11 protein-coding genes are annotated in these 12639 nt (G+C 73.5%); 6 read left to right on the top strand and 5 right to left on the bottom strand.

The window, feature by feature from the left end; all coding sequences use genetic code 11:
- Positions 1–7: 7 nt before the first annotated feature.
- Genes treZ through G514_RS0110795 form a run of 3 tightly spaced genes read right to left on the bottom strand, consistent with a single transcriptional unit; the run spans position 8 to position 4568 of the window.
- Complete coding sequence (gene treZ, locus G514_RS0110805; RefSeq protein ID WP_028651755.1) at positions 8–1798, bottom strand: malto-oligosyltrehalose trehalohydrolase; 1791 nt, start codon at positions 1796–1798, stop codon at positions 8–10.
- Complete coding sequence (gene treY, locus G514_RS26175; protein ID WP_036564567.1) at positions 1795–3999, bottom strand: malto-oligosyltrehalose synthase; 2205 nt, start codon at positions 3997–3999, stop codon at positions 1795–1797. The genes treZ and treY overlap by 4 nt, the downstream gene beginning before the upstream one ends.
- Positions 3996–4568, bottom strand: coding sequence for a hypothetical protein (locus G514_RS0110795; RefSeq protein WP_028651754.1), 573 nt, complete (start codon positions 4566–4568; stop codon positions 3996–3998). The genes treY and G514_RS0110795 overlap by 4 nt, the downstream gene beginning before the upstream one ends.
- Before the next feature lie 155 nt (positions 4569–4723).
- On the opposite strand from G514_RS0110795, the gene G514_RS26170 reads away from it, so the two are divergent.
- The 3 genes from G514_RS26170 to G514_RS26165 all read left to right on the top strand — a co-directional run bounded on the left by G514_RS26170 (position 4724) and on the right by G514_RS26165 (position 7449).
- A complete protein-coding gene (locus G514_RS26170) occupies positions 4724–6016 on the top strand; it encodes a sensor histidine kinase (protein ID WP_157544733.1) in 1293 nt (430 codons plus the stop codon).
- A complete protein-coding gene (locus G514_RS0110785; RefSeq protein ID WP_028651753.1) occupies positions 6013–6666 on the top strand; it encodes a response regulator in 654 nt (217 codons plus the stop codon). Before G514_RS26170 ends, G514_RS0110785 begins: the two co-directional genes overlap by 4 nt.
- Before the next feature lie 228 nt (positions 6667–6894).
- Positions 6895–7449, top strand: coding sequence for a DUF6328 family protein (locus tag G514_RS26165; RefSeq protein ID WP_051247321.1), 555 nt, complete (start codon positions 6895–6897; stop codon positions 7447–7449).
- Here the strand turns inward: G514_RS26165 and G514_RS0110775 are convergent.
- On the bottom strand, positions 7434–8066 hold the full coding sequence (locus G514_RS0110775; RefSeq protein ID WP_157544731.1) for a hypothetical protein: 633 nt from the start codon (positions 8064–8066) through the stop codon (positions 7434–7436). The genes G514_RS26165 and G514_RS0110775 overlap by 16 nt on opposite strands.
- A 408-nt stretch (positions 8067–8474) precedes the next feature.
- Here G514_RS0110775 and G514_RS0110770 point away from each other — a divergent pair, with 408 nt between their 5' ends.
- From G514_RS0110770 to G514_RS0110760, 3 genes are all read left to right on the top strand, one after another.
- Complete coding sequence (locus tag G514_RS0110770; RefSeq protein WP_036564564.1) at positions 8475–8903, top strand: DUF6069 family protein; 429 nt, start codon at positions 8475–8477, stop codon at positions 8901–8903.
- 173 nt (positions 8904–9076) lie between these two features.
- A complete protein-coding gene (locus G514_RS0110765; protein WP_028651750.1) occupies positions 9077–9589 on the top strand; it encodes a sigma-70 family RNA polymerase sigma factor in 513 nt (170 codons plus the stop codon).
- Positions 9586–10335, top strand: coding sequence for an anti-sigma factor family protein (locus G514_RS0110760; RefSeq protein ID WP_028651749.1), 750 nt, complete (start codon positions 9586–9588; stop codon positions 10333–10335). Before G514_RS0110765 ends, G514_RS0110760 begins: the two co-directional genes overlap by 4 nt.
- A 150-nt stretch (positions 10336–10485) precedes the next feature.
- On the opposite strand, the gene G514_RS26160 is transcribed toward G514_RS0110760, so the two are convergent.
- Positions 10486–12624 carry a CDP-alcohol phosphatidyltransferase family protein gene (locus G514_RS26160; protein WP_084152024.1) on the bottom strand — a complete coding sequence of 713 codons (2139 nt, stop codon included), beginning with the start codon at positions 12622–12624 and terminating at the stop codon, positions 10486–10488.
- Positions 12625–12639: the final 15 nt, after the last annotated feature.

Below are 12639 nucleotides of genomic sequence, written 5' to 3'. Positions count from 1 at the left end.
CCGCGCCTCAGGCGGGGGGCACCACGCTCGCCCCGCCGGCCCTGCTCACCCGGACCAGCGCCCCGGCATGTCCGGGCAGCCGGACGACGGCGCCGTCGACGTCCACTCCCGACTCGGTCTCGAAGAGCAGCTCGGCCCCGTCGACCTCGGCCGCCATCGGCCGGTCGCCGAAGTTGACCAGCACCAGCAGGTCGCCGCGGCTCATCGTGAAGAACCTGGCTGCCTCGTCGGCCCGGCACGATACCCGGGCGAACGACGGGTCGGTGAGCTCGGGGAGCTCCCGGCGCAGCCGCGCCAGGTCGCGGTAGACACCGAGCATCCGCGCACCGCGCTCCGACCCGAGCTCGGACCAGTCGAGCTTCGAGCGCTCGAAGGTGTCCGGGTCCTGCGGGTCCGGCACGGCGTCGGGGTCCCAGCCGTGCCGGGCGAACTCCGAGATCCGGCCCTCGGCGGTGAGCCGGCCCAGCTCCTCCTCGGGATGGGAGGTGAAGAACTGGAACGGCGTCGACGCAGCCCACTCCTCGCCCTGGAACAGCATCGGGGTGAACGGCCCGCAGAGCGTGAGCAGCGCGGCGCACGCGAGCTGGTCGTCGTCGAGAGCCTCGGTGATCCGGTCGCCCACCGCCCGGTTGCCGACCTGGTCGTGGTTCTGGCTGGCCACCACGAGCCGCCACGCCGGCATCGCCCGCGTGTCGATCGGGACGCCGTGCTCCTTCTCGCGGAACGACGAGTAGGTCCCGTCGTGGAAGAAGCCCCGCTCGCACACCTTCGCGAGCGCGCCGAGCGGCTCGAAGTCGGCGTAGTAGCCGTGCGTCTCGCCGGTGAGCGCGACGTGCAGCGCGTGGTGGAAGTCGTCGCTCCACTGCGCGTCGAGGCCGTAGCCGCCCGCCTCGCGCGGGGTCACCATCACCGGGTCGTTGAGGTCGGACTCCGCGATCAGCGTCAGGGGCCGGCCCTGGTGGGCCGACCAGGCCGCGACCTCGACCGCGAGCTCCTCCAGCAGGTGGGGGTCGGAGGTGTCCTCGAGGGCGTGCACCGCGTCGAGCCGCAGCCCGTCGACGTGGTAGTCCTCCAGCCACATCCGGGCGTTGTCGAGGATGTAGCGCCGCACCTCGTGCGACCCCTCGCCGTCGAGGTTGACCAGGTCGCCCCAGGTGTTGGCCCCCTCCTTGAGATACGGCCCGAACTCGGGCAGGTAGTTGCCCGAGGGACCGAGGTGGTTGTAGACGACGTCCTGGATGACCCCGAGCCCCGCGGCGTGACAGCCGTCGACGAAGCGCTGGTAGGCCTCCGGACCGCCGTAGGGCTCGTGCACGGCGTACCAGAGCACGCCGTCGTAGCCCCAGTTGTGGGTGCCGCTGACCGCGTTGACGGGCATCAGCTCGACGAGGTCGACGCCGATCTCGCGCAGGTGGTCGAGCCTGGTCAGCGCCGCGTCGAGGGTGCCCTCGGGGGTGAACGTCCCGACGTGCAGCTCGTAGATCACCGAGCCGGCCAGCTGGCGACCCGTCCAGCCGTCGTCGGTCCACGGGAACCGGCTCGCGTCGTAGGTCCGCGAGCGCTCGTGGACACCGTGGGGCTGCCACCGCGACCGCGGGTCGGGGCGCGGCACGTCCGCGTCGTCGACGAGATAGCCGTAGTCGACCTCCGGGCGCAGGCTGTCCGGGTCGAGCCCCACCGGCGTCCACCAGCCGTCGTCACGCCGGACCATGTCGACGGCCGCGCTGTCCACGGAGAGGCGCAGGCTCGTGGCCCGCGGCGCCCACACGTCGAACGGGCCGCGTCGTGGCGCGCTCATGCCAGGTCCCCGGGGGTCAGCAGCGCCGCCGGGGCGCCGCGGAGCAGGTCCGCGACGCGCCGCTCGGTGCCGTCGGACAGGGTCAGCGTGGTCTCTCCCCAGCCACCGCGGCGCGCCAAGCCGTAGGGCAGCCGCGTGACGACGGTGACCGCCCCTCCGCGGTCGAAGGCGAGCACGTGATCGGCGGCCTGGCCACGGGCGCGCAGCGGTGTGTACGTCGTGAACAGGTCGGGCCGGTCGCGGCGCGGCCGCAGCGCGCGGGCGGTGAGCGCCTGCTTGGCGTTGTCGCCGGTCTCCAGCAGCTTCTCGGCGGCGTCGAAGTCGACCGGCCGCCGGTTGTCGGGGTCGACGAGGCTCTGATCGCCGAGCTCGCTGCCCTGGTAGACGTCGGGCACGCCGGGCACGGTGAGCGAGAGCAGCTTGGCCGACAGGGAGTTGGCGCGACCGGCCTCGGACAGCTCCGCGTCGAGGCTCTCGAGGGCGCCGCGGACCCGCTCGTCGTCGTATGCCGCATCGACCGCCGCGTGCACCGCCCGCTCGTAGTCCTCGTCGGGGTCGGTCCAGGTCGTGCGGTCGCCGGCCTCGCGCATCGCCTTCTCGGCGTAGGCGTGCAGCCGCTCCCGCTCGATCGGCCACGCGCCGTACGCCGCCTGCCAGAGCAGGTTGGCGAAGCCGCGGTCGGGCAGCGGCGCGGCCTCGAGGGCCGTCTCGAGGGTCTGGACCCACAGGTCGGGAGCCTCGGCGAGCGCGGTGATCCGTGCCCGGACGTCCTCGCTCCGCTTGGTGTCGTGGGTCGACAGGGTGGTCATCGCGTCGGGCCAGTCCGCCTGCCGGCGCGACATGAAGTCGTGGAACTCCGCGACCGGGATCGAGAACACCGCGGGGTCGCCGCCCACCTCGTTGAGCGAGGTCAGCCGGGAGTAGCGGTAGAAGGCGCAGTCCTCGACGCCTTTTGCCATCACCATCCCGCTCGTCTGCTGGAACCGCAGCGCGGCCGGCTGGGCCGGGTCCGACAGCACCGGCTCGAGCGCGTCGAGCGCCGGCAGCAGGTCGGGGCGCCGGGCCCGGGCGGTCGAGAAGGCCAGCACGACGTGGGCGAGGCCCAGCGGCAGGTAGGACCGGTAGACCGGGAAGCAGGTGAGCAGCTCCGCCACGGCGTCGCGCAGCACCTCGTCGTCGAGGTCGAGGCCGACCGGTGCGAGCTCGCGGACGATGCGGCGCACCTCGGCCTGCAGCGAGCCGTCGGCGACCGCCCGCTTGGTCTCGTGCACCAGCTCGCCGTAGTCGACCGGAGCGACGGCGGAGAGCGGCGCCTCGCCGTCGGGGTCGGTGAGCACGCGGTCGACCAGGGCCAGGGCGTCGTAGCCGGTCGTCCCCGCGGTGTTCCAGGACGGCGGCAGCGACTCGCCGGGCTCGAGGATCTTCTCGACCACGACGTAGGACCCGTGGGTCAGCTTGGCGAGCCGGTCGAGGTAGTCGGCCGGGTCGCGCAGCCCGTCGGGGTGGTCGACGCGGAGCCCGTCGACCAGGCCGACCTCGAACCAGCGCCCGATCTCGCGGTGGGAGTCATCGAAGACCTCGTCCTCCTCCACGCGGATGCCGGCGAGCGTGGTCACGGTGAAGAAGCGACGGTAGTTGAGGTCGGTGTCGCCGCGCCGCCAGCCGACCAGCTCGTAGTGCTGCTCGTCGAGGCGGGTGGTTCCGGGCGCCATCGGGAGCCGGAGGTCGTGGTAGGTCACCGCGTGCTCGTCGGGCAGCACCTCGATCGAGCCCTCGTCGCCGTCGCCCACGACCGGCAGCAGGAGCCGCCCTCCCCCGGCGTCCCAGTCGATGTCGAAGTACGTCGCGTAGCGCGACTCCTGCCCGTGCTCCAGCACGTCCCACCACCAGGTGGCCGGCCGTGGGCTGGCCACGCCGACGTGGTTGGGGACGATGTCGACGAGGACGCCCATGTCGAGGCCGTGGGCGACCGCCGACAGGACCTCCAGGCCGGTGGCGCCACCGCGCTCGGGGTCCTCCCGGGTGTGCACCGCGACGTCGTAGCCGTGCTCGCTGCCCGCCTCGGCCGCGAGCAGCGGCGAGAGGTAGACCCAGTCGACGCCGAGGGCGTTGAGGTAGGGCAGGCGGCGGGCCGCCTCGAAGAGGTCGAAGTCGGAGGTGAGCTGGAGGCGGTAGGTGCTGCGCGGCGTACGAGGGGTCACAGCCGGGCAGGTACCCGCTCACGCCTCGCGGACGCGGCTCGACGGCGGTGGTAGAGCCATGTCACATGCAGCAGCAGCGGGCCCCAGGCCAGGGCCGGCAGGTAGCACGCCACGGCCACCGCGTGCCACGCGCCGCTGGAGATCTCGTCGAGCCCGTCGTTGAGCAGCGCGTTGCGCAGCGCGAAGGTCCACATGGCGGTGAGGGCCAGCCCGCCGGTGGTGGCGAGCGCCACGACCGGTGTCGCCGGCACCCGGCGACCGCCGACGAGCGGCAGCCACCGCGGGAAGGTCTCGCCCCAGGGCCGGACCAGGCCGAGGGTGAGCAAGGCGAGCGCCTCGGTGAGGAGCGTGAGGCCGACGACCATGACCGTGCCCCGGCCGGGGAAGCCCTCCGCCTCGAGCGTCGCGCGGTTGAACCCCATGCTCACGCCGCAGCCGAGGAGGACCCGCCAGACGCCGGACGGCAGCACCACGAGCGGGACCAGGTGGGCGGCGACCACGGCCGAGCGCGGGGCGACCCGCTCCGTCCGGCCGGTGGTGGGGCTGACGTCGTACGGCGGTGTGGTCATGGGCGTCCTCCTGGGTCGTGAACGGGCTCCCTTCGACGTTCGCGCGAAGCGAGCCGCGAATCGTCGGCCCGGAGGCTGATCGCGTCACCCTGGAGGCGTACGCACGCCGCAGAAACCCGCGTGATCACCGGTCGCGGCCGACCTACGATGACGCGGTGGGCTCAGGTCTCGGGTGGTCCGCGGTGGACCGCTGGGTGCGACACCACGGCGGTGTCGTCGATGCCTGCTTCGCCCTCGCCGTGGCCGTGCTGCTGCTGCCCGTGAGCCTGCGCACCGTGTGGAGCACCTCGTGGCCGAGGTCGCTCGCGGCAGCGGTGGTCGTCGCGCTGGTCCTCGGTCACGCCGGGCTGGCGGCCCGGCGGTCGGCGCCGCGGCTGGCCTACGGGGTCGCGGGAGCGCTCGTGCTCCTCCTCGTGCTCGTCCCCGAGCTCGACCCCGGCGGGCGCACGCCGCCGTTCTCCGCCGTCCTGCTCCCGAGCGTGCTGGTCTTCCCGATCGCCCTCTACTCCGTGGCGGCCTGGTGCTCCCACCGCACCTCGATGCTCGCCCTCGCGGCCTCGGCGGCCGGCGGTGCCGCCGTCGTCGCTCGGCTGTGGAGCGCGGACTACCTCACGGTGGCGCAGCCCGGCGTCGCCTCTGCCCAGGACCCGGTGGAGAGCTGGCCGCTGTTCCTGCTGCTCGGTGCGCTCGCGATGGTGGCGGCGCCGTGGTGCGCCGGGCGCTACCGGCGGCTGCGCGCCCTCTACGTCGCCGCGCTCGAGGAGCGCGCCCGGCACGAGCACGAGGCGCGCGTCGCGGAGGCGCGCCGCGCGGCCGAGGACGAGCGCCGCCGGATCGCCCGGGAGATGCACGACGTGGTCGCACACTCGCTGGCGGTCATGGTCAGCCAGGCCGAGGGCGGGCGGCTGATGGCCGCGCGCGACCCGGCGGCGACCGCGCCGGTGCTCGACAACATCGCGCGCGCCGGACGGGAGGCGATGCAGGACATGCGCGGCGTGCTGCGCGTGCTCGACGGGGACGACCGCGGTCCCGCCGGCGTCGAGCCCCGGCCCGCGCTGGCGGACCTCCCCGGCCTGGTCGCGACCGCGCGCCGCTCCGGGCTGCCGGTCCACCTGGACGAGCAGGGGCCGCGGCAGCCGATGAGCGCCGCCGCGGAGCTCGCGGCGTACCGCGTCACCCAGGAGGCGCTGACCAACGTGCTCAAGCACGCCGGGCTCGACGCCGCCACCCAGGTGCACCTGAGGTGGCGGCCGGACGCGCTCGAGCTCACCGTGTCCAACAGCACCGGCCCGCGTCGCCGCGCGACGCCCGGGTCGGGTCGAGGACTGCCCGGGATGGACGAGCGGCTGGCCGCCCTGGGTGGCGACCTGCGGGTGACGGACCGCGACGACCGGTTCTCGGTGGTCGCGCACCTCCCCACGACCCGCGAGGTGGCGGGGCGGCCGTGACCATCCGGGTCTTCCTCGCCGACGACCAGGACCTGGTGCGCGACGGCCTGGCCATGATCGTCTCGTCCCAGGACGACCTGGTCGTCGTGGGCCAGGCGGGCGACGGTGCGACCGCGGTGGCCGAGGTGCGGCGTACCTCCCCCGACGTCGTCCTGATGGACGTGCAGATGCCGGTGCTCGACGGGATCCAGGCCGCCGCCCGGATCCTCGCCGGGCCGGCCCCGCCGCGGGTGCTGATGCTCACCACCTTCGACGTCGACGAGCACGCCTTCGCGGCGCTGCGGGCCGGCGCGAGCGGGTTCCTGCTCAAGAGCGCCCGCGGCGAGGAGGTCGCGCAGGCCGTCCGCGCCGTTCACCGCGGCGACGCCGTCATCGCACCCGAGCTCACCCGCCGCCTCCTCGACCAGGTCGAGCTGCCCGGGCCGCGACCGGTCCCGACCGCGGTCCGCGGGCTCACGCCGCGCGAGCGCGAGATCGTCCGCGAGGTCGCGAGCGGTGCGTCCAACGCCGAGATCGCGGCCCGGCTGTTCGTCTCCGAGGCGACGGTGAAGACCCACGTCGGCCGGGTGCTGTCGAAGCTGGGGCTGCGCGACCGGGTGCAGATCGCGGTGCTCGCCTACGAGGCCGGGCTCGTGCGCCCGGGCGCCTGACCTGAGCGAACAACCGGGCCACGGACGGGCCCACTGACCGGCCACTGACCGAGCTCCGGACGATTCCACCTGTTGGGGTGAGAGTCGTGTCAAGGCTCCCGGGGCACCTGTGGTCAGGCCTCGATCCCGGAGCACGTCGAGGAGACCAGAGAACGCCCCGCCCCTTGCGCAGTGCGGCGGGGCGTTCTCCCTGTCCGGAGGCGGGTACCTCGCCTGCCAGGAGGGGACATGAACCAAGAATCATCCGCGCCGGACACCGATCGCGACACTGAGCGCAAGGACACCGAGCGCGAGGACGCCGAGCGCGACGAGACCCGGGCCGAGCGCGAGGACCGGAAGTACGCCGACCTCCTGCAGGAGCTCCGCGTCATCCAGACCAGCGCCCAGCTCACCGCGGGCTTCCTGCTCACCCTGCCGTTCCAGCAGCGCTTCTCCGACCTGACCACCGGGCAGGAGCGCTTCTACCTGGTGCTCGTGGCGCTCGCCGCGCTGGTCACCGCCGTGGTGCTCAGCCCGGTCGCCACGCACCGGCAGCTCTCCGGACGCAAGGTCAAGGGCGTCCTCGTGAAGGCGGCGCACACGTTCGTGTCCATCGCGATCGTGCTGCTGGCGCTGCTCGCCACCGGCATCGTGGTGTTCATCTTCGACGTGATCGTCGACCTGACGACCTCGCTCGTGGTCGGCGCCGGGCTGCTGGCGCTCCTGACCGTGCTGATGCTGGTGCTGCCCCGGGTGCTGCTCGCGAGGTACGACCGCGCCGACGCGGATCAGGCGGCGCGGTAGACCCGTCGCGAGAACTCGAACGTGTTCTTGTTGAGCGGCGTCCGGCTGTCGGTGCGGAACTTGTCGAAGTAGCCCTCGAACCTGGCGTCGTCGTCGAGGTCACCGGTGAAGATCACGCGCATGTAGCCACTCCAGCGGATCCAGTCCGGCGAGTGCACGCACCGCGACGGCATCACCAGCTTGATCTTGTTGCCGACGATCCTCGGCGTAGCCGCACCGCAGCTGACGGGCACGCCGTGGGGGTTGCGGATGACGACGGTCGGCGTACGGCCGGGTGAGAACTGGGCGATGACGCCGTAGTAGCGGCCGACCAGCTCGTTCTTCTTCAGGATGCTCGAGAGCGCGAACGCCGCCGAGGTGTCGACCTTGCGCAGCGTGATGGTGATCCGGATGGTGTCGTGGCGGTAGGTCACGACCTGCCGGACCATGTCGGCGCTGGCGTTGCGGGGCGCGGCCTTCCAGTGGCACGGCCCCGGCTTGCAGCTGTACGCCGCGGCGTCGCCCGCCGGGTCGACGCCGACCCACTGACCCGCCTGGGCGGGCACGGCCAGCCCCAGCACGGCCACGGTCATGCCGGCCAGTGCTGCAGCGGCCCTGGTGATGGCCCGAGCATTCATGACGTTCCCCCGATTTCGATGGCGTGCGGGGACGTGCGCGTCCGCCGCAGGACCACGCAACGGTACCCGTATCGAGCGGCCCCGGTGGACGAACCGGCACGGCTCCGGACACCGCCCCGCGACCGTGCCGTCGGCCCCGCCGTGGACCCGGCCGTCGCCGGTGGCGGTCCAGACCGGGGTGAATCGAAGGAGGACACTCCTCGTTAGGAGGGACGAGCGTCGGTGCGCGCATTCCCCCCGCGCGGCATCGGCTGGCGGCGCCCCGCCCCACAGACGGGGCGCCGTCCTCGGGCTCCGCACGACGTCGAGAAGCTATCTTCCTCCGACCTGTCGTATCGGCGCGGGTGCCTTCGTGGAGTGAGTACAGAGCGGCAACGAGCCGCTCCCCTCTCACCCAGGAGCAACGACATGAGCGCCACCGCCACCACCTTCGTCACCACCGCCGCCGCCACCTCCTCGGCCACGTCGGCTCCCGCCGCCGACCGCACCGCCGGTCGGGTCACGTGGAAGCGCGGGCTCGCCACCGGCTTCGTCGCCGCCGTGGCCGCCACGGCCGTCGCCGCCGTCTTCCAGGCCGCGGGCCACGCCCTCTCGGTCACCGACGGAGCGATCCCCGTCCTGGCCTTCGCCCAGATGGTCCTCCTGTCGACGGTCGTCGGCATCGTCATCGCCCGGCACACCAGCCGGACCACGTTCTACCGCGTCACCGTCGCGCTGACCGTCCTCTCGTGCGTCCCCGACGTCACGCTGGGCGACGGCGCGCTGAGCAAGGCGGGCCTGATGCTCACCCACGTCGTGGCGGCCGCGATCATCGTGCCCCGCCTCGCCCGCCGCTGAGGCCACCGCCCGCCCCTCACTCCCCGTGCCCCGGAGACCTGGTCTCCGGGGCACGGCCGCGCGGCGACACCCGCCTGCTCGGGCGGATCATCGGCGCGCGGCCGGCGGCGCGAGCAGACTGAACCGGATCGGTCCCTCGTCCGTACGTCGGTTGGAGGTGTGACAGAGACGCCATGGCCGAGAACCCGACCGCGCTGATGCAGCAGCTGCACGACGAGCACGCCGCTGCGCTGTGGGGGTTCTGCCTGCACCTGACCGGCGACCCGATCCGGGCCGAGGACGTCGCCCAGGAGACCCTGCTGCGCGCGTGGCAGCACTACGAGCGGCTCGACGAGGCGCGCGGCTCGGTGCGGTCGTGGCTGTTCACGGTCGCGCGCAACATCGTGATCGACGAGTGGCGCAGCAAGCGCTTCCAGAACGAGCGGCCAACCGACCAGGTGCCCGAGCCCGGCAACCCCGTCGACCAGACCGACACCCTCCTGCAGTCGTGGGTGGTCGCCGAGGCGATCACCCAGCTCTCCAGCGAGCACCGCGCCGTGCTGCTCGAGTGCTACTACCGGGGTCGCTCGGTCGCCGAGGCCGCGCGCCGGCTCGGCGTACCCGAGGGCACGGTGAAGAGCCGGACCCACTACGCGCTGCGCGCCCTGCGGCTCGCCCTGGAGGAGATGGGGGTGGGCGCGGCATGACCACGTGTGGACACGACCACGAGGACGGCGCCTACGTGCTCGGTGCCCTCTCCCCCGAGGAGCGCGTCGCCTTCGAGCGGCACCTGCCCGGCTGCGCCGAGTGCGCCCAGTCGGTGCGCGAGCTCGCCGGCCTGCCCGGACTGCTCGCGCGGGTGCCGGTGGAGATCCTCGACCCCGAGCAGCTGCCGACACCGGTGCCCGACACGCTCCTGCCCGCGCTGGTGCGCGAGGTACGCCGTTCGCACCGCCGCCGCACCTGGCTCACCGCCGGCCTGGTCGCCGCCGCGGCCGCGGTCGCGATCTGCGCCGTGGGGGTCGCCACCCTCGGCGGCGACGACGACGGCCGACGCGAGGCCGGCCCGACGATCGCTCCGACGATCGCCCAGACGGCCACCCCGACGGTGCCCACCACCGCTCCGACCACCGCCGCGCCGGTGCTGATGTCGCCCGTGGGCGACGAGCCGATCTCCGGCTGGCTCTCGCTCACCCAGGTCGGGTGGGGCACCCGCCTCGAGCTCGAGTGCAGCTACGCCGAGGAGAGCGAGGACTACCACGACCCCGCCTGGTCGACGTACACGATGGTCGTGCGGACCGGCGACGGCGCCAGCGAGCAGGTCGCCTCGTGGAAGGCCGTGCCGGGCAAGACCATGCGCCTCGCCGCGGCCACCGCCTCCGACGTCGACGACATCGCCCGCGTGGAGGTCCGCACGGCCGCCGGCGAGACGGTGCTCGAGTACGACGCGTAGCGCACGTCCTACGGTGGCTGAGGTGCTCTGGCGTGCTGCGCCTGAGCCTCGGAGCCGGGTGCCTTCGCTGCGGTGATCTCGACAAGCTCGATCAGCGGTGGTGCGGCAGGTGCCTACCGTGTGCTGCGCGACCTCCTCAACCAGCTGTGGTCACTGCGACCCGAACGCCGCCAGGAAGCGGTCGCGGAAGGTGTCCATGCGCCAGACCTCGGCGTCGGGCGAGGGGCGCAGGCCGTCCTGCCAGCCCCAGGGGGCGATGCGCTGCAGCACCGCTGGGTCCTGGGCGATGACGCTGACGGGGACGTCGTGGCCGGCGTGCTCGCCGCTGACGTAGGTGTGGGGCTGGTGGTCGCCGAGGACGACCACGACGAGGTCGGGGTCGGCGTAGGTGGTGAGGAAGGAGGTCAGCGCCTGCCACGAGTACTCGACGGACCGGCCGTAGGCTCGCTTGACCGCCTCGGGGTCGTGGAAGACCTCCGTGGAGCTCTCGCCCTGCTCGGGCATGCCGTCGTAGACCGAGCCGTCGCCGACCTCGTCCCAGCCGATCATCCGTGGGAGGGGTGTCCACGGGTGGTGGCTGGAGATGAGGTCGATCTCGGCCATCACAGGAGGCCGGTCGGTGGGGGCGAGCTCGCGGCGGTGGAGCTCGGAGAGCGTGAACTGGTCGGGCATCGGCGCGTAGCCGAACTTCGGTCCCTCGTAGCCGACGTTGCGGGAGTCGTAGTACTGCTCGAAGTCGTAGAACTCGCGGCCCTCGGGCCAGTCCTCGGTGTCGGCCGGGACGTCGAAGACCGTCCGCCAGCCGGCGTCCCGGAACAGCGACGTGAGGGTCATCCGGTCGGCGCCGAGCAGCTGGCGGTAGCGGCGCTGGCTGTCGACCCACAGCCCCGACTGGAGCGACGAGTGCGCGAGCCACGAGCCCGCTCCGAACGTCGGCGAGGTGAGGAACGCGCTCTGCGACCGGTAGCCCGCGGCCGCCAGCTCACGCGTGCTCTCGTCGAGCACGCGGGTGACCCCGACGGAGTACGACGTGTCCTGCACCGCCACCCGCCCGTAGCTCTCGACGAAGACGAGCAGCACGTCCTTGCCGGCCAGCCCGGCGAGCAGCGCCTGCGGGTCGGCGGCGGCGCGCGCGGCGTAGGGGTCCGTGCGGATCTCGCGGGAGAACGCGCGGGTGTCCGCCAGGTCGGCACGCACCAGGCGGACCTCGTCGACGGTGAGGTTCGCGGCGCTGGTGGTCACGCCGGGCAGGCCCGTCGCGAGCCCCACCATCCATGCCGTCACCAGGGCGGTGGCCGCGCCCAGCGAGGGCCGCCGATGCCGGCGAGCCGTGACGACCAGCCGCACCATCGCGAGGGGTACGCCGACCAGCAGCGCCAGCGTCGCCAGGCCGGCCAGGGCCGCGACCACCCGGGCCCAGCCGGCGCCGATCGAGTCGCCGAGCACCCCGACCCCCGGCCCGAGGTAGGACCAGTCCCCCACCGGGTCGAAGTCGCGGTCGAAGACGGTGTTGAAGGACAGGTCGAGCACCTTCACGAGCAGCAGCAGCGCCACCAGCAGGCCGGCCGCCAGCGCCAGGGCGACACGGACTCGCGACCACGGCACCAGCGCGAGCCCGACGACCACGAGCACCTCGAGGGGCTGCCGCAGCAGCGCATCGAGCGTGAGGTGGTCGCGCTCGGTCGGGGCCACCAGCGCCAGCCACACCACCACGAACGCGAGCACCGTGCCGTAGGGCACCACCAGCGGCGGACCCGGGGCACGCCAGCGGTCGACCGCCTCGTGCAGGAACGACTCCGCGAGCAGCACGGCCACCACGCCGACGGCGAGGGTCGCCACGAGGTCCGGCAGCGGCAGCACCGCCGCAACGCCCAGCACGACACCGACGAGAGCAGCGACGGTCTTGCACCACCACCGCGGCCGCGTCGGCGGGCTCCGCAGCGGACCCACCAGCGCGAACACCGCACCGAACACGTAGCGCGCCAGCCCGATCGACAGCACCCACCAGCCGAGCTCGGCGCCGACGACCGCGCTGAGCACCAGGATCAGCACGGCGTCGGCCTCCTGGTCGAGCCGGGCGCCGAGCGCCGAGGTCGTGCGCGTGGCGCGCGCCAGCCGGCCGTCGACGAGGTCGCTCAGGAGCGCACCCGTGACGAGCACGCCGAGCAGCCACCGCGGCCCGTCGGCGACCGCCACGACCGCCACCGCCGCCGCGAGGGCGAAGCGCCCGCCGGTGACGGCGTTGGCGGCGTTCGCGGCGTAGGCCCGCCGGGTCTGAACCTGAAGCACCCTGCCTCCGTGTCT

The sequence above is a fragment of the Nocardioides halotolerans DSM 19273 genome (genome assembly GCF_000422805.1).
Classification (GTDB): Bacteria; Actinomycetota; Actinomycetes; order Propionibacteriales; family Nocardioidaceae; genus Nocardioides; species Nocardioides halotolerans.
This window is presented reverse-complemented; position numbering and strand designations above follow the sequence as displayed.